This is a genomic window from Comamonas sp. lk, assembly GCF_900564145.1.
GTDB lineage: Bacteria > Pseudomonadota > Gammaproteobacteria > Burkholderiales > Burkholderiaceae_C > Comamonas.
In genome coordinates this window covers 3017714-3034317 of record NZ_UOOB01000001.1, presented here as the reverse complement: position 1 = coordinate 3034317, position 16604 = coordinate 3017714, and the positions used below count along the sequence as shown (strand labels likewise).

Below are 16604 nucleotides of genomic sequence, written 5' to 3'. Positions count from 1 at the left end.
GAAGCGAGGCGCAAAGCCGCAGGCAGTACATCAGTACGGCAAGGCTGGGCAACGACGCATCAAGGGGTGTGTTCGACGCTCTACAGGTCGCAGAGCACAATGGTGGCAATGGCCGAAGAGTCTTCTATGGCGCGCACGGCATGCGGCATATTGGATGGCAAATGCATCAGCTGCTTGGGGCCCAGCTCATGGATGCTCTGGCCGATCAGCACTTCAAGACGCCCCTCAAGACAGTGCAAGCTGACACTGCCCGGCACTCTATGCGGCGGTAGGGTCTGGCCGGTGCGCAGTACCACGCGAATGACTTCCAGATCTGCCGCCTTGAAGAGTACGCTGGAATGTGCGCATGAGAGCTTGGCGCCGAACGGAGCGACATCCAGAGCGCGGGCGGGCGTGGAGTGTTTGTGGTCCATGACAGCACCTTGGCGAAAGCGGCAATAGCACATTGTCACCCGCTTGCGGCGCAAGTTCAATCGCAGTTTGGTGACAAAGCTTTATTCGTGCCTATTCGTCAGGCTGTCATCAAGCCCAGTTGCCGCAGATTCGTGAGCACTTTGCTCAAGTCTACGTTCAACCGAAATGAATTCCCTGGGCCAACGGCAACTCGCGCGAGAAGTTGATGGTGTTGGTGGTGCGGCGCATGTATTGCTTCCAGGCGTCCGAGCCGCTTTCACGGTCGCCCCCGGTTTCTTTCTCGCCGCCAAAAGCGCCGCCAATCTCGGCCCCGCTGGGGCCTATGTTGACGTTTGCCATGCCGCAGTCAGAACCGGCCGCGCTCAGAAAGCTTTCCACCTCGCGCAGGTCGTTGGAGAAGATGCAGGAGGACAGACCCTGGGGCACGTCGTTGTTGCAGGCAATGGCTTGCTCCAGCGCCTCATAGCTGAGCACATAGAGCAGGGGGGCAAAGGTTTCCTGCTGCACGATGGCGGTTTGTGCCGGCATGTCCACAATGGCGGGTGCGGCGTAAAAGCCCTGGGGGAACTGCTGCTCCAGCAGGCGCTGGCCGCCGGTCAAGAGCTTGCCGCCCTGCTGAAAGGCCTGGGCGATGGCCTGCTGCATGGCCGCAAAAGCTGAGGCATCGATCAGCGGGCCGACCAGGGTGTCGTTTTGCAGTGGATCGCCTATGCGCAGGCTGCTGTAAGCCTTGAGCAGCTTTTCCAGCAGCGCCGGTTTCACATCGCGGTGCACGATCAAGCGCCTCAGCGAGGTGCAGCGCTGACCGGCCGTGCCTACGGCGCTGAAGACAATCGCACGCACGGCCAAGTCCAGATCGGCGGCCGGGGTGACCACCATGGCGTTGTTGCCGCCCAGCTCCAGAATGCGTTTGCCAAAGCGCGCTGCCACCTTGGGCCCCACGGCTCGGCCCATGCGGCTGGAGCCGGTGGCCGACACCAAGGCTATCTGAGGGCTGTCCACCAGCACTTCGGCCACACCGCTGCCGCCCAGCACGATCTGCGCCAGCCCCGGCGGCGCCTGGTTGCCGAACTGGGCCGTGAATTGCTCTATGGCGCGTTCCAGCGCCTTGAAGGTGGCCAGGCCCGACAGCGGCGCTTTTTCCGAAGGCTTGAAGACCACCGGATCGCCGCAGACCAGAGCCAAAGCTGCATTCCAGGCAAATACGGCACTGGGAAAGTTGAAGGCCGTGATAACGGCCACCGGCCCCAGCGGGTGGTATTGCTCCATGATGCGGTGGCCGGGCCGCTCAGAAACAATGGTCTTGCCATGCAGCTGGCGCGACAGGCCCACGGCATATTCGCAGATGTCCACGCCTTCCTGCACTTCGCCCAGGCCTTCCTGAGCTATCTTGCCCACTTCACGCGAGATCACATGGCCTATGTCCGCCTTGCAGCGGCGCAGCTCCTCGCCCCAGAGCCGTACCAGCGCGCCGCGCACGGGCGCGGGCACCAGACGCCACTGCTCAAAGGCCTGCGTTGCGCGCTCCATCACGGCCGGCATGGCCGCTGCGGGCTGGGCGGCCAGCCGGGCAAGTTCGGCCCCGTCGATGGGCGAGCGCACGCTGATCTCGTTGCCCTGGTAGCTGGGCAGATCAATGCCGCAGCGCTTCAAGACGGCCTGAAAGTCGGTGAAGGAAGTTTCAGTCATGGGCACCTGGTGTTGAAGTGGGTGAGAGGGCATCAAGGCGTCAATTCACCATGCCTTGAAAATAGGAGCCCACGCGGGTCGCCATCAAATCGTCAAGCGTGCATTGCTCCTGGCGCACAAAGCCCTGCTGCGGCAGCTTGCCCGTCGCAAACAGCTCCACCGCGCCCAGCATGCCGGCAGCGGTGGTCAGCTCGATGGCTGTGCGCTGCTTGCCGCGCAGCGTAGCGCCGTAGATGCGGGCGCTGCGGGTCAGTTGCTCCAGCTTTGCACTCCGCATGCCGGTGGCCATGGCTGCGATCACCACCATGTCGTCACGGCTGTGGGGCACGGCGCCTTCTAGCACCTGGCGCAGCAGATCGCGCCGCTCTATCAGGCGCAGACCGTGCAGCAGCAAATGCATGGCGTCGCGGTGGCCGGGGTGGCGTATGGTCTTGTAGTTCAGATTGCGCACGCGGCCTTGCAGCGTCTCGCACAGCGTGCCCAGGCCGCCCGAGGTGTTGAAGGCTTCGAAGCTCTCGCCATCCAGAATCAACGTTTCCACATTCTCCAGCGGAGGCACGGTGACGGGCTGGCCGTTGGCAATGGTGTTGCAGGGCTTGCAGTACTCGTTGATGACCCCGTCCACGCTCCAGGTGAAGTGGTAGCGCAGCGCATTGGTGGCATGGCGGGTCAGCGCGCCCACGCGCAGTTGCAGATCGAAGAGTTCGTCAAACTGCTGGGCCAGATGGCCGCCCAGAATGCCTATCAGCCCCGGGGCCAGGCCGCACTGCGGCATCAGCACCGAGCGCGCCTGTGGCGCCAGCGCCTGGATGGCGCGCATGGCGGCCACGTCTTCGGTCAGATCAAAGTAGTGCACGCCATGCAGCGCAGCAGCCTGGGCTACGCGCGCGGCGCAAAAATAGGGCAGGGCGTTGATGACCAGGGAATGTTGCTGTAACACCGCAGCCAGTGCCGCGTCGTCCTGTATGTCCAGCTGCAGCGTCCGGATCTGCGCATCGTTGCTGGTCGATGGGGGCTGCATATCGGCCAGCGTGACGGTGGCACCATGCAGCTCGGCGGCCATGTCGGCGATGGTCGAGCCAATCTTGCCGGCACCGAGGATGAGAATGTCTTGTCCGGGCAGCTTCATCATGGATAACTCCTTGAGAGCAACGCAACTGTTTTTTCCTCTGCAGGCATCTTAAACACAGGGCCGCGGTTTGCACTAGCGATGCAAGCGTCAGCAGGCGCCGATTTGCAGGGGCAGACCAGAGGCCTGATGGCGACGGTCGGCTTTAAAAATAATAGCTTCCAGCGCTTATTGGGTAAGGGCTGGAAGCTTGAAAAGCTGAAAATCAATGCCTGACGGGCAGCACACGCCCACTGACAGATCGTGCGGGCCGTGCACGTCGCATCTGTACATTGCGAGGCCGCTAGCGGCCGTGCAGCGCTATGGTGAGCAAGGCCGATGAGTCCTGCTCGGCCTCGAGCGCATGCATGGTCCCGGCCGGTAGAAACAGCATCTGCCCTGCGGTGAGTGAGTGGCTGTCTTCACCCAGCTTGATGGTGAGCTGCCCCTCTATGCACTGAAGCGTCATCTCGCCCGGAGTCTGATGGGCGGGCAGGCGCTTGCCAGCCATCAGCACCAAACGAATCACTTCCAGACTTTCGGACTTGAAGAGCGCGGTCGTCTGCTGGCTCCCCAGCCTGTCGGCAAATGGCTGCACTCCGACGGGAACACCGGGGCTGGCGTGCTGGAGCGCCATGGCTTCAGGCCTTTTTCTGCAGCATCTTGATGACGCTGGAAAAGTCTTCTGCACCGTGTCCGGACAGGCTGTGGGCGGCGTAGATGGAGCGCGCCAGGCCGCCCAGCGGCGTGCTGGCCTGGGTGGCAATGGCATTTTCCTGGGCCAGGCCCAGGTCCTTGAGCATCAGATTGGTACCGAAGCCGCCCGCGTAGCCTTTGCTGGCCGGGGCGTTCTCGTGCACGCCGGGGAAGGGGTTGTATTTCTCCAGTGCCCAGTTGCCGCCCGAGCTGCGGCGCATGATTTCCGAGAGGACTTTGGGGTCCAGGCCGTTGGCCACGCCCAGGGCAATGGCTTCGCTGGTGCCCACCATCAAAATGCCCAGCAGCATGTTGTTGCAGATCTTGGCCGTCTGGCCGGCGCCCACGGCGCCTGCGTGGAAGATGTTGGCCCCCATTTTTTCCAGCAAAGGCTGGGCGCGTGCCAGCTGGGCGTCGCTGCCGCCGACCATAAAGGTCAGCGTGCCGGCAATGGCGCCGCCGGTGCCGCCGGACACGGGGGCGTCGATAAAGTCAATACCTGCGGCGGCAGCGGCCTTGGCTACTTTCTGGCTGGTGCTGGCCGCAATGGTGGAGCTGTCTATGATCAGCGCGCCCCGGCCTATGGCGCTCAGCAGACCGCTCTGGCCGTCCTTGCCAAAGTACAGGCCTTCCACATGCTGGCTGGCGGGCAGCATGGAGATGACGACTTCGGCACCCTGGACGGCATCCAGCGCGCTGGCGGCGCTGTGGCCGCCTTCGGCCTTGACCCGCTCCAGTGCCTCGGTACTCAGGTCAAACGCCTTGACGCTATGGCCTGCCTTGACCAGATTGATGGCCATGGGTGCGCCCATATTGCCCAGACCGATAAATGCCACTTGCATGCTTGTCTCCTTGGTTTGTTATCAAAATCAATAGCTGCTGGCGCTGTATGGATAAGTGCTGGCAGCTTGTTTTCCTAGTTCTCAATCGCTGCACCCTTGTCCGCCAGCAGCGAACGCAAGATGCTGCGATGGCAGTGGTTTTCATGCTCGCAATAGCAGCCCAGGGCAAAGGCGCTGGACTGCGACAGCGCGGCCAGCAGGGCAAGCGTATGCTCGGCGGCGGGCTCGGCCAGCTGCTTGCGAAACTGTTTTTCAAACTGCTGCCAGAGCTTGTCGGCCTGAGCCGTCTGGCCTGCGGCGCGCAGCTTGATGGATTCCTGGGCCTGGGCCATCAGCTCGGCCTGGGGCGAGAGTTCGGGGTACCAGACGTCGTAATAGTTGCGGCTGGCAAATTCGGCCTTGGGCACACCGCGCGGCGGTCGGCGCACCGTGCCTATGCGCAGACCTTCACCGGGGGCGCGATCGCTGCCTAGCTGAATAATGCGTATGGGCATCAGCGTTGTCCTTGCTGCTTACTCGCTGCCGAAGATGGGATGCGTCTTGCGCCGGCCGGTTTTGCCGGGGGCCGTGCTTGCCGCCTCCTGCTTTGAAGGCAGAGTTGAGGGCGACAGCTTGCCGCTCTCGGGGGCAGAGCCGTCGGCTTTTTTGCGTTTGGGCGTGGCTTTGGCCAGAGGGTTGAAGGCCAGAGCGCCCTGAATCCAGTATTGCCAGGCAGGGCGCGTGGCGTAGCCGCTTGGGCCGACCAGGAAATAGCCGTCCATCAGCCCCTTGCTGGACAGCGGCCGCACACCGGCCATCTCTGCCACCTGGGCATGGCTGCCCGGCGGCAGGCGCACCAGCAGCTCGTCGTTTTCCACGCCCAGGCACATCTTGCCGTTGACCATGAACACATGGCAGCCGAACATGGTTTTCTCTTCCACCTCGGTGCAATCCGTCAGCGCGTCGCGCACGGCATCGATCAGCTGCAGGGTTTCGGGATCCAGTGGGCGGCGAGGCATGGCGGTGCTTGTCAATGAGTTAGTGACAAAGAGCTTAGCGAATCACCTCACAGGCATCGCCGTCGAGCATGCGCCTGGCGATGATGACGCGCATGATTTCGTTCGTGCCTTCCAGAATCTGGTGCACGCGGGCGTCGCGCATCAGACGCTCCAGCGGGTATTCGCGGATATAGCCATAGCCGCCGTGCAGCTGCAGGGCTTCGTTGCAGACCATAAAGCCCGCATCGGTGGCAAAGCGTTTGGCCATGGCGCAGTAGGTGCTGGCGTCGCGCGCACCGGCATCGAGCTTGCTGGCGGCCAGACGCACCATTTGCCGTGCAGCCACCAGCTCGGTGGCCATGTCGGCCAGCTTGAACTGCAGGGCCTGAAAGCTGGCGATGGGCTTGCCGAACTGCTTGCGCTCCTGCATATAGCTTTGGGCTTGGGTCAGCGCGCCCTGGGCTGCACCTACCGAACAGGTGGCGATGTTGATGCGCCCGCCGTCCAGCCCCTTCATGGCAATCTTGAAGCCTTCGCCTTCTTTGCCCAGCAGGTGATTGGCGGGAATGCGCACATTGTCGAAATTGATGACGCGCGTGGGCTGGCTGTTCCAGCCCATTTTTTCTTCCTTCTTGCCGTAGCTCACGCCTTCGGCATTGGCAGGAACCACAAAAGCGCTGATGCCGGAGGCGCCCGAGTTGGCATCGCCGGTGCGCGCCATCAGCACCAGCACGTCGGTGGAGCCGGCACCGCTGATAAAGGCTTTGCTGCCGTTGATGAGGTATTCGTTACCCACCAGCTCGGCCCGGGTCTTGAGCGAGGCGGCGTCCGAACCCGCGCCGGGCTCGGTTAAGGCATAGCTTGCCAATTTCTGGCCGCTGGTGAGTGCCTCGCCCCATTGCTCGCGCACGGCGCCGGTGGCCCAGGTGCCCAGCATCCAGGTCGCCATATTGTGGATGGTGATAAAAGCCGTGGTCGATGGATCGACGGCGGCCAGCTCCTCGAAGACCAGGGTGGCATCCAGGCGCGGCAGAGCCAGGCCGCCGGCGTTTTCGGGCGCATAGAGACCGCAAAAGCCCAGCTCGCCGGCCTTGGCGATGGCTTCGCACGGGAAGCTGGCTTCGCGATCCCACTCGGCCGCATGCGGAGCCAGCTCGGCCTGCGCGAACTGGCGGGCGGTATCGGCAAAAGCGCGTTGGTCTGCAGTCAGTTCAAAGTCCATCTTCAGTCTCCGTTATTGTTCTAATTAGCTTCAGGCGCTTATGGATAAAGCGCATTCAGCTATTGAATTCATAGTCATTGCGGTGGCCCCTGGTGCAGCCACTGCTTGAGCACGCCGTCGCGGGCCTGGATCTGCTGGGCCAGGCACTCGTGAAAGCGGCGCGGCCAGTCGGCCTGGGCTTCAAAGGCGGCCTGCGATTTTTTGCACAGCAGATTGCGGCCGCGCGTCCACTCGTTTTGCTCCTTGCGCAGCGCCGGGCGCTCGTGGGCCGAGAGTGCGCGCATCACATCGCCATACAGAATCTGGTTGTCGGTGTCGGCTTGCTGAAAGCGCTTGATGGCGCAGGCATTGGTCTGGGCCGTCGTGCCGTCGCTGACGCAATCGGCCCCGGCCTGGGCATGGGATGGCGGGCTGAGTAATGCAGCGAAAACCATAGCTGTCAGCGCTCTTGTATTAAAGGCTACAACCCGTTTTGAAGTGAAATGATGAAGAGCAGAAATCATGCTCCCATCATCGCCGCAGATGGGGGTGCCAGAAGTCGCGCAGCACAAGCCCTGCCGTGGGTCTGGCGGGTTTGCGCTGCGCTGCTTCATGGAGCCCGGTCTTACTTCAGGCTGATGGTGGTGTTCACGCCATGGCTGGTGGTGGAATCGTCAAACCAGCGGGCGGTGATGGTCTTGGTCTGGGTATAAAACAGCACGACCTGCTTGCCGTAAGGGCCCAGATCGCCCAGCTTGGAAGCGCGGCTGCCGGTGAAGGAGAACAGGGGCACGGGCACGGGAATTGGCACGTTGATGCCGACCTGGCCCACATCGATGTCTTCCTGGAACTTGCGCGCTGCCGCACCGCTTTGGGTGAAGATGGCCGTGCCGTTGCCATTGGGGTTCGCGTTGATGAGTTCGATGGCGTCATCCAGCGTATCGGCGCTGGCCACGGCCAGCACGGGGCCGAAGACTTCCTGCTCGTAAATGCTCATGCCAGGCTTGACGCCGCTGAAAATGGTGGGCGCCACAAAATTGCCTTTTTCGTAGCCGGCCACCTGGGGCTTGCGGCCGTCGAGTTCCAGCACCGCGCCGTCGGCCACGCCGCGCTCGATCAGGCCTTCCACACGCGACAGGGCCGCGCAGGAGACCACGGGCCCCACATCGGTGCCGACTTCGGTGCCGCCGGAGACCTTGAGCGTCTTGGCCTTGGCCACCAGATCGGGAATCCATTTTTGCGCTTCGCCCACCAGCACGACCACCGACAGCGCCATGCAGCGCTGGCCCGCAGCACCGAAGGCGGCACCGGCAATGGCATTCAGCGTCTGCTCCTTGTTGGCATCGGGCAGCACGATGGCGTGGTTTTTGGCGCCCATCATGCATTGCACGCGCTTGCCGGCCAGCGAGGCGCGGTTGTACACATGGGTGCCGACCTTGGTGGAGCCCACAAAGCTGATGGCCTTGATATCGGGGTGGTCGCAGATGGCGTTGACCACGTCTTCGCCGCCATGGATCACGTTGAGCACGCCGGGCGGAACGCCGGCTTCAAGCGCCAGCTCGCACAGACGCATGGTGACCATGGGATCTTGCTCGGAGGGCTTGAGCACAAAGGTGTTGCCCGTGGCAATCGCCATGGGGAACATCCACAGCGGAATCATGGCCGGGAAGTTGAACGGCGTAATGCCAGCGCACACGCCCAGGGGCTGCATGATGGAATAGGTATCGACGCCATTGGCCACGTTATTGGCCAGCTCGCCCAGCTGCAGCGTGCCGATGTTGGCCGCATGCTCCACCACTTCCAGGCCGCGGAACACATCGCCTTCGGCATCGGGCAGGGTCTTGCCCTGTTCGGCCGTCAGCAGGGCCGCCAGCTCCTTCATGTTCTCGCGGATCAGCTGCTGCAACTTCAGGAAGATGCGGGCACGTGCGCCGATGGGGGTTTTCTTCCAGGTCTTGAAGGCCTGCTGGGCGTTGGCTACGGCGGCGTTGACTTCCTCGGGCGTGGCAAAAGGCACGCGGGCCAGCACTTCCTGGGTCGCAGGGTTGACCACATCGCGCCATTGCGTGGTTTTGGATTCGACCAGCTGCCCGTTGATCAGCAACTTGACCGTGGGTGCCAATACCTTGGCGGATGTAGGTGCGTTCATGCCGTGTCTCCTGGATTGCGCCGATGGGAAATCGTTGCGCGTGGTTGATTTGTGCTCCATGGTATGTGTGCGCATTTGCGCAGGCAATAGCAAATTCTGCACATAGTGTGTGCAAATGCGCACAAGTCATCACTCTCTCTGCCAGCGCTGCCGGGGCGGCAAAGGTCTTGTGGCAGCGGCATGAAAAAGGGCTGCCGTAAAGGCAGCCCTTGGCTAACGCGGTTTGGACCTGCCTCAGTGCTTTGCCGCTTTTTCTTGTGCGGCGCGCACCTTGCCGACCTGGGAGGCCGAGACCTGGCTCGCCTGGTTGCCCCAGCCGGCGCGCACAAAGCTGCTCACATCGGCCACCTGCTGGTCGCTCAGGCGCCAGCCAAAAGCGGGCATGGTGAAGGTGGACGGCCGGGTGCGGGTGGCAGGAAGCTTATGGCCTTGCAGCACGATGGCCACCAGATTGCTTGGGTCGCCGGTCAGCACGGCCGTATTGCCTGCCAGGGCGGGGAACACCTGGGCATAGCCCTTGCCGTCGCTGCGGTGGCAGGCGGCGCAGTTGTCCAGGTACAGGGCGGCGCCAACACGGCTGACATCGCCCTTCCACAGCGCATTGGCCGTGTCGTCGCTGGCGGCGAACTGGCCGCCGTCGTCGCCCGAGCGGCCTGCGGGCAGGCTTTTCAGGTACACGGCCATGGCTTTGAGGTCGCTGTCGCTCAGATACTGCGTGCTGTGCTCAATCACCTCGGTCATGCTGCCGAAGACGGCGCTGTGGTCGTTGCGCCCGGTTTTGAGCAGGGCGACGATATCTTCCTCGCTCCAGCGGCCCAGGCCGTCCTGGTCGCCGCGCAGGCTTTTGGCAATCCAGCCGTCAATCGGCGCATTGCCGCCCGCCAGGTACAGGTCTTCGCCAGCGGTCAGGGCTTTTTCGGCCATGGTGACGGAGCGGGGCGTGTGGCAGGAGCCGCAGTGGCCCAGGCCTTCGACCAGATAGGCGCCGCGCAGCCTGGCATCGACCGTGGGGGCCACGGCCGCCGCGCTTTGCTGCACCTGGGCGGCATCGGGCGCAAACAGGGCGCGCCAGATGCCCAAAGGCCAGCGCATGGACAGCGGCCAGGGTATGTCGTTTTCCCGGGTCTGACTTTCCACTGGTTGCACGCCCTTCATGAAGTAGGCATACATGTCCTGCATGTCCTGCTCGGTCACCCGGGCGTAGGAGGGATAAGGCATGGCCGGGTAGAGGCTGCCCTTGTCCTTGGCATAGCCGTGGCGCACGGCCTGGTCAAAATCGGCAAAGCTGTAGCTGCCGATGCCGGTTTTGGCGTCGGGCGTGATGTTGCTGGAGTACATGGTGCCAATCGGCGAGGCCATGGCCAGACCACCGGCAAACGGCTTGCCGCCGGGTGCGGTGTGGCAGGCCACGCAGTCGCCCATGCGCGCCAGGTATTCGCCGCGTATCAAGGCATCGCCGGAGGTGGCGCCTGCAATCGGCTGGGCCGGGCTATGGGGCGCCATGGTCACCATGGGCTGGGGCCCTTCCTGTCCATGTGGCGGCACCAGATTGCTCTTGGCTGCTGTGGCTGCTGCTGCGGAAGTTGTAGCTTCTGGCGCAGCATGGCTGCTCGCCTGAGCCTGTTTTTGTGCCCAGGCGCTCAGACCCAGAATGCTGCCGGTCGCGAGCACGGCGGCAAGCGCCGTACCTTGGATGAAGCGGGCTTTGCGCGAGGAGAATGGCTTGTTTAGCATCTTCATCCTCCTCAAGCCTTGAGCAGCGCGCCGGGCTGCTTGAGGTATTGCGTGCGAATCGCCTTGGCCGACCAGTAGGCCAACGCCGCTACCAAACCGGTTGGGTTGTAGCCCAGGCCCTGGGGAAAGGCCGATGCGCCCAGCACAAACAGATTGTGTGCATCCCAGTTCTGCAGATAGCGGTTCACGGCACTGGTCTTTGGGTCCGTGCCCATGATGGCGCCGCCGTTCAGGTGCGTGGTCTGGTAGCTGGTGGTGTCAAAGCGCGAGCCGGGTTTTTTGCCATAGACGCCTATGGCATGGCCGCCCATGGCTTTGGCAATGCCGCTCATTTTGTCGGCCATGAACATATTCATCTTGATGTCGTTGGGCTGCCAGTCCAGCGTCATGCGCAGCAGCGGGTTGCCGTAGGCGTCCTTGTAGGTGGGGTCCAGGCTCAGGTAATTGCTGCGATAGCTTTGGTGGGCGCCGTGGGCGTCCATCGATACGTGATGGGTGTAGTGCTCGGCAGTGGATTTTTTCCACGCGCTGCCCCAGCTGGGCGTGCCGGGCGGCGTGACCGAAGCCGAAATCGGCTTGGTGCCGCCCTGGTTGAGCCAGAAAGGCGAGCCGCCCACAAAGCCTGCAGCGCCGTGGTCGAAGTTGCCGGCATTGAAATCGTCGATGGCAATGCCGTTGCCGCCGGCGCCCATGAAGGGGTTGGTGGTGTGGCTGTTCTTGTCGAAGAACACCTTGATGGTGGCCATGTTCTGGAAGGCAAAGTTCTTGCCCACCACGCCGGTATTGCTTTCGGGGTCGTAGGGCTTGCCGATTTCCGACAGCAGCAGCATGCGCACATTGTTGAACTGGAACATGCACAGCGCCACGATGTCGGCGGGCTGGAAGACTTCCTGGCCCATGGAGTCGATATAGGTCACGCCGGTGACCGATTTGCCGTCGGCCGACTTGTTCACGCGCGTCACCTGGCATTGCGCACGCAGCTCGAAGCGGGGATCCAGGCGCAGCGCGGGCAGGATGTTCACATTGGGCGAGGCCTTGGAATACATATAGCAGGCATAGCCGCTGCAGAAACCGCAGAAGTTGCACGGCCCCATCTGCGCGCCATAGGGGTTGGTATAGGGTCCCGAGGTATTGGCCGAAGGCATGTTGTAGGGGTGGTAGCCCAGAGATTCGGCGGCCTGGCCGAACAGTGAGGCCGACACCGAGTTCTTTTGCGCAGGCAGGGGGAAGTCGCTGGAGCGATCGGGTGCAAAAGCGTTGCCGCCCTTGGCCATGCGTTTGCCGTTCACCGTCCAGGCCGAGCCCGAGGTGCCGAACACTTTCTCGGCAAAGTCGAAATGCGGCTCCAGCTCGTCGTAGCTGACGCCGAAGTCCTGAATCGTCATGCCTTCGGGGATGAACTTCTTGCCGTAACGCTCTTCATAGTGGCTGCGCATGCGCAGCTCCATGGGGTCGACACGAAAGTGCACGCCCGACCAGTGCAGGCCCGCACCGCCCACGCCGTTGCCCGGCAGAAAAGCGCCGAGCTGGCGATTGGGCAAGGCCACATCCTGGCTGCTATGGCGGATGGTGACGGTCTCCTTGGAGATGTCCACAAACAGCTTGCGGCGCGAGTTGCAGGTCAGCTCGTCCATGGTCTGTGGGTACACGCCATCGGGGTCGGTGTCCTGCATGGGGCCGCGCTCCAGCGCCACCACGTTGAGACCGGCTTCGGTCAATTCCTTGGAGAGGATGGCGCCGGTCCAGCCGAAGCCCACCACCACCACGTCTTTTTTCGCTAATGTCTTTGCCATCTCTTATCCCCGCAGGCCCTTGATCGAAACTGGCGGCAGCGGATATTTCTCGTCCCGCTCTATCCAGTCCATGAAGTCGGCGCGTGCGCCGGGAAAGCCTATGAGCTTCCAGCCCACCATGTCCTTGTTGCCGCCGTGAATGGGGTCGCTGAAAAAGCCTTCGCGGGTATTGCCCCAGAGCATGGAGAAAAAGGTGGCCGAAGGCAGGCTGTCAAAGCCGTCTAGGCCGTGTTGCATCGCCGTCAGCGCCTTGTCCTGCGCATCTGCAGGCAGATCGGCAAAGAGCTTGCCCATGTCCTGGCTGCACCAGGCGTTGGCCGCAGCAATGCCCAGGCGGTAGATCTCGCGCGCATTGAGCTTGAGCTGGTAGCCCATCTCCTTGGGCGCCGAAGGCTCGAACGGGCCTTGCATATACCAGTTGGCACCGGCCGCCCAGGGCGTGTTCATCTGGCGATCGATGAACTCGGGCACACCGGCTTCCAGGGCGCCAGGGCCCAACTCGTCCTGGGGAATCAGCCGGGCCACTGCGGCCTGGAGAAAACGATATTCTTCGGCGCTGAAGTAGCTGGGCTGGTAGCTGGCCGCCTCTGCCAAAGCCGTGTTGACGGGCGTGCCGGGAACGGGCGGCAGGTGATTGGGCTGGCTGGCAACCAGGGTGGCGGCCCCGCCAGCGGCTGCGACAGCCGCCACGGGGATGATGGGCAGGGATTTCATGAAGAACGCACGCCGCTGCGGACTTCCCAAAGATTTGCTGTTATTCATCATATATAAGTGTTAGCGCTAACATTGTAAGCATGCAAAGCAAATCTCTGCTTTGGATCAAGAGATTTGGCGCTTGTATGGGCTAGGTGTCGGTTGGCTGCAACCGGGGTTTTGGCGAATTCTTGATTGATAAGTCATACAAGAAAGAAATCCGAAGCGCGTAGCAAGCGGCTGCAAATGCAGCGTCTGAGTTGTGGCCGCTGCTGGGGAGCGCTGCCCATTAGCGCTAACATGGCTCGCAAACTTTCAGAGGACTCTGCTTTGTCTGCTCGCCGCCCCGATAAACCTGCTAGCTCCGATAGCTCTGACCACGCGCCCGCACCGCGCGCCCGTTCACCGCGTGCCAGCGGCCGCGTCACCTTGCAGGATGTGGCGGCGCATATCGGGGTCAGCGCCATGACGGTATCGAGAGCGCTGCGCGGCGGAGCCCGCGTTGATCCGCAGCTGCTGCAGTCCATACGCGAGGCGGCGCAGGAGATGGGCTATGTGCCCGACCCGGCCGCGCGTGCCCTGGCCTCCCAGAAAAGCAACCAGATCCTGATGCTGGTACCCATGCTCTCCAACACCTTGTTTGTGGAGCTGATCGAGGCGGCCCATGCCGTGCTGTTTGCGGCCGGCTATCAGGCCATGATCGGTGTGACCCACTACGACCGCGAGCAGGAGTTGCAGCTGCTGCAGTCCTATCTGCCGCTGCGCCCGGCCGGTCTGCTGGTGACGGGCTTTGAGCAAAGCCCGCAGGCACAGATGCTGCTGGAGCAAAGCCGCGTGCCCTGCGTACACATGATGGAGCTCAGTGACGCCGCCGAGGTGGCTTGCGTGGGATTTTCACAGCAGCAGGCCGGGGCCGCCATGACTGCGCACCTGCTGGACAGAGGCTATAGACGCATTGCTTTTTGCGCGGGCCAGCTCGATGCACGGGTGATGCAGCGCGCCAGCGGCTGGCGGCAAACTCTTGAGCGCGCCGGCCTCTATGCGAGCGAGCTGGAAATCATGTGGCCGCAGCCCACGTCCATGGTCATGGGCGCCCAGTTGCTTGAGGCCACGCTGGCGCAGGACCCCACGGTAGATGCCATCTTTTTCTGCAATGACGACATTGCCCAGGGCGCTTTGCTGCAGGCCTTGCGCCTGGGCCTGGATGTGCCCGGCAAGCTGGCCATTGCCGGCTTCAATGACTTGCCCGGCAGCGACCAGATGATCCCCCCCCTGACCACCATCCGCAGCCCGCGTGCGCGGATAGGTGAGGAAAGCGCCCGGCTGTTGTTGCAGCTGCTGGACGGCAATCCGCCCGCCTTGCTGCGCAGGGATCTGGGCTATGAGCTGGTGGTCAGGGCCAGCAGCTAGTTGCCATTAGCTAGCAACAGCTGCCGCTCATCCGCCGTTGACCGGATTGGGTCAGGTTTGCTATCGAACCAATAGCTTCAGGCGCTTATCAATCCAGGCTGATATGCGCTTTTTCAATCAAAAGCTTGTATTGCTCTGACTTTTTCTTGGCGAACTGCTGCATCTCGGCCACCGTGAAGCCCATGGGCTGGAAGGCAAAGGTGGCGAATTTTTCCTTGACCTGGGGGTCTTGCAGCACGGCCACGACATCGGCGCGGATCTTCTCGCGCACGCCGGCATCCACGCCCTTGGGCGAGAGCAGGGAGACAAAGGAGTTCACATCCAGCTCGGCGGGGCCGCCGGCTTCGGCCACGGTGGGCACGTCGGGCATTTGCGCAATGCGCTTGGGCGCGGCCACGGCCAGGTAGCGGATCTTGCCGCTTTTGTAGATGCCCTGGCTGGATGGCAGGCTGGCAAAGCTCCAGGCCGGATCGCCGTTGGCCACCGAGGTGAACAGCTGGCTGACCTCGCGGTAAGGCACATGGGTCATCTTGCTGCCGGTCAGGTAGTCCAGCCATTCGCCGCCCAGATGACCGGGGCTGCCCACGCCCCAGGAGCCGTAGCTGACCTTGCCGGCATCGGCCTTGGCGGACTTGATCAGATCCGCCATGTTTTTCCAGGGCGATGCGCTGGGCACGGCCACAAAGAAAGGCGTGAGAAACAAGGGGGCCACGGGGTCGAAGTGATCCAGCGTGTTGAAGTTCCTGTTCTTGTACAGATAGGGCAGGGCCGAGATATGTTCGCTGTCCAGTTGCAGCAGCGTGTAGCCGTCGGGCTTGGCGCGGCGTGCATATTCAATCGCCACAAAGCCGCCGCCGCCGGGGCGGTTGTCCACGGTCACGCCTTGCTTCCAGCGTGCGGCCAGCTTCTCGCCCACGATGCGCAGCACGGCGTCAGGCCCGCTGCCCACGGCAAAAGCGGTGACCACGGTCACCGGGCGGCTGGGGTAACTGGCGGCTGTGCTCTGCGCCGCAGCGCCACCCGCCAGAGCCAGCAAGGCCGCGCCCGCCACCAGGCTGCGCCTATTCAATTTGATAGCTGTATGCGCAATACGGGTGTAGGCTGGGATGTTTTTTTGGTCATTTTTCACAGTTTGTCTCCTGGTTGAAAATTTTTGCTGTTCCTGCGGATAACCAAAGAGCGGCTTGCGTTGAGGCAAGCCGCCGGGCAAGACCGGTGCGGGCGGTTGCCTTGCTTCTTTCTGTTTCTCTATCCCCCGGCATCCGGCTGGGCTAGCGGCGCGGCCTTGGCAAACGCGGGCAGGGCATTGCAGGCCGCATCCACGGCGCTGATCAGCGGCCAGCGGCCCATGCCGACGCCAAAGCGGCGGGCGCTTTCCACCTGGGGAATCAGATAGACATCGGCCAGCGTGGGCGCATGGCCAAAGCAGAAGCTGCCGCGCTTGCCGTCCTGGGCCAGCAAGGCCTCGATGGCATCAAAACCGGCGCCAATCCAGGTGGCGCACCAGGCGTTGACGGCGGCTTCGTCGGCACCAAACTGCTGGCGCAGCGTCTGCAGAATGCGGCGGTTGTTGATGGGATGGATGTCGCAGCCCACGATGGCCGCCAGGGCACGTACCTGGGCGCGTGCCTGGGAACCTGCGGGTAGCAGGGCGGGTGTGGGGTACTGCTCTTCCAGCCACTCGATGATGGCCGGCGACTGGATCAGGGTCTCGCCACTATCGAGCGTGAGTGCCGGCACCAGGCCTTGCGGGTTCACGCTTTTGAAGGCGGCCTGGGCCTGCTCGTCCACGCGCAGATCGACGGGAATGTAGTCGGGGCTCAGCCCTTTGAGGTTGAGCGCAATGCGCAGGCGGTGCGAGGTGCCGCTGCGGAAAAAACTGTAGAGCTGCATGCTGG

At 62.8% G+C, this 16604-nt stretch carries 17 protein-coding genes; 2 read left to right on the top strand and 15 right to left on the bottom strand.

Going from position 1 to position 16604, the window contains the following annotated elements:
* Positions 1-80 precede the first annotated feature (80 nt).
* The 3 genes from EAO39_RS13765 to EAO39_RS13755 all read right to left on the bottom strand — a co-directional run bounded on the left by EAO39_RS13765 (position 81) and on the right by EAO39_RS13755 (position 3235).
* On the bottom strand, positions 81-413 hold the full coding sequence (locus tag EAO39_RS13765) for a cupin domain-containing protein (protein WP_240467001.1): 333 nt from the start codon (positions 411-413) through the stop codon (positions 81-83).
* Between the two features lie 157 nt (positions 414-570).
* Positions 571-2103, bottom strand: coding sequence for an aldehyde dehydrogenase family protein (locus tag EAO39_RS13760; protein ID WP_120968235.1), 1533 nt, complete (start codon positions 2101-2103; stop codon positions 571-573).
* 40 nt (positions 2104-2143) lie between these two features.
* Entirely contained in the window at positions 2144-3235 is a 1092-nt protein-coding gene (locus EAO39_RS13755; RefSeq protein ID WP_120968233.1) for a saccharopine dehydrogenase C-terminal domain-containing protein, read from the bottom strand.
* Between the two features lie 78 nt (positions 3236-3313).
* Here EAO39_RS13755 and EAO39_RS23080 point away from each other — a divergent pair, with 78 nt between their 5' ends.
* Complete coding sequence (locus EAO39_RS23080) at positions 3314-3448, top strand: hypothetical protein (RefSeq protein WP_276209291.1); 135 nt, start codon at positions 3314-3316, stop codon at positions 3446-3448.
* 67 nt (positions 3449-3515) lie between these two features.
* Here EAO39_RS23080 and EAO39_RS13750 read toward each other — a convergent pair whose 3' ends face one another.
* The 10 genes from EAO39_RS13750 to EAO39_RS13705 form a co-directional block, all read right to left on the bottom strand.
* The gene (locus tag EAO39_RS13750; protein WP_120968231.1) at positions 3516-3848 is read right to left on the bottom strand and encodes a cupin domain-containing protein; all 333 of its coding nucleotides are present in this window, start codon (positions 3846-3848) and stop codon (positions 3516-3518) included.
* A gap of 4 nt (positions 3849-3852) precedes the next feature.
* Positions 3853-4749: a 3-hydroxyisobutyrate dehydrogenase gene (mmsB, locus tag EAO39_RS13745; RefSeq protein WP_120968229.1), complete on the bottom strand. Its 897-nt coding sequence runs from the start codon at positions 4747-4749 to the stop codon at positions 3853-3855.
* A 74-nt stretch (positions 4750-4823) separates the two neighbouring features.
* Positions 4824-5243 (bottom strand): DUF488 family protein, encoded by a 420-nt coding sequence (locus EAO39_RS13740; RefSeq protein WP_120968227.1) that lies wholly within the window; start codon positions 5241-5243, stop codon positions 4824-4826.
* Between the two features lie 18 nt (positions 5244-5261).
* Positions 5262-5747, bottom strand: a complete 486-nt coding sequence (locus EAO39_RS13735) for a TfoX/Sxy family protein (protein WP_120968225.1) — start codon at positions 5745-5747, stop codon at positions 5262-5264.
* A gap of 34 nt (positions 5748-5781) precedes the next feature.
* Complete coding sequence (locus EAO39_RS13730; protein WP_120968223.1) at positions 5782-6948, bottom strand: acyl-CoA dehydrogenase family protein; 1167 nt, start codon at positions 6946-6948, stop codon at positions 5782-5784.
* A 74-nt stretch (positions 6949-7022) separates the two neighbouring features.
* Positions 7023-7382 (bottom strand): lysozyme inhibitor LprI family protein, encoded by a 360-nt coding sequence (locus EAO39_RS13725; RefSeq protein ID WP_120968221.1) that lies wholly within the window; start codon positions 7380-7382, stop codon positions 7023-7025.
* Positions 7383-7552: 170 nt separating this feature from the next.
* A complete protein-coding gene (locus tag EAO39_RS13720; protein ID WP_120968219.1) occupies positions 7553-9076 on the bottom strand; it encodes a CoA-acylating methylmalonate-semialdehyde dehydrogenase in 1524 nt (507 codons plus the stop codon).
* 234 nt (positions 9077-9310) lie between these two features.
* Positions 9311-10810 (bottom strand): cytochrome c, encoded by a 1500-nt coding sequence (locus EAO39_RS13715; protein ID WP_205589387.1) that lies wholly within the window; start codon positions 10808-10810, stop codon positions 9311-9313.
* A gap of 11 nt (positions 10811-10821) precedes the next feature.
* On the bottom strand, positions 10822-12603 hold the full coding sequence (locus EAO39_RS13710) for a GMC family oxidoreductase (protein ID WP_120968217.1): 1782 nt from the start codon (positions 12601-12603) through the stop codon (positions 10822-10824).
* A gap of 3 nt (positions 12604-12606) precedes the next feature.
* A complete protein-coding gene (locus EAO39_RS13705; protein ID WP_205589386.1) occupies positions 12607-13317 on the bottom strand; it encodes a gluconate 2-dehydrogenase subunit 3 family protein in 711 nt (236 codons plus the stop codon).
* A 309-nt stretch (positions 13318-13626) separates the two neighbouring features.
* Here EAO39_RS13705 and EAO39_RS13700 point away from each other — a divergent pair, with 309 nt between their 5' ends.
* Positions 13627-14706 carry a LacI family DNA-binding transcriptional regulator gene (locus EAO39_RS13700; protein WP_240467000.1) on the top strand — a complete coding sequence of 360 codons (1080 nt, stop codon included), beginning with the start codon at positions 13627-13629 and terminating at the stop codon, positions 14704-14706.
* An 88-nt stretch (positions 14707-14794) separates the two neighbouring features.
* Here the strand turns inward: EAO39_RS13700 and EAO39_RS13695 are convergent, their stop codons facing one another.
* Positions 14795-15742, bottom strand: coding sequence for a tripartite tricarboxylate transporter substrate binding protein (locus EAO39_RS13695; protein ID WP_120971085.1), 948 nt, complete (start codon positions 15740-15742; stop codon positions 14795-14797).
* 212 nt (positions 15743-15954) lie between these two features.
* Positions 15955-16599, bottom strand: a complete 645-nt coding sequence (maiA, locus tag EAO39_RS13690) for a maleylacetoacetate isomerase (RefSeq protein ID WP_120968213.1) — start codon at positions 16597-16599, stop codon at positions 15955-15957.
* Positions 16600-16604 lie beyond the last annotated feature (5 nt).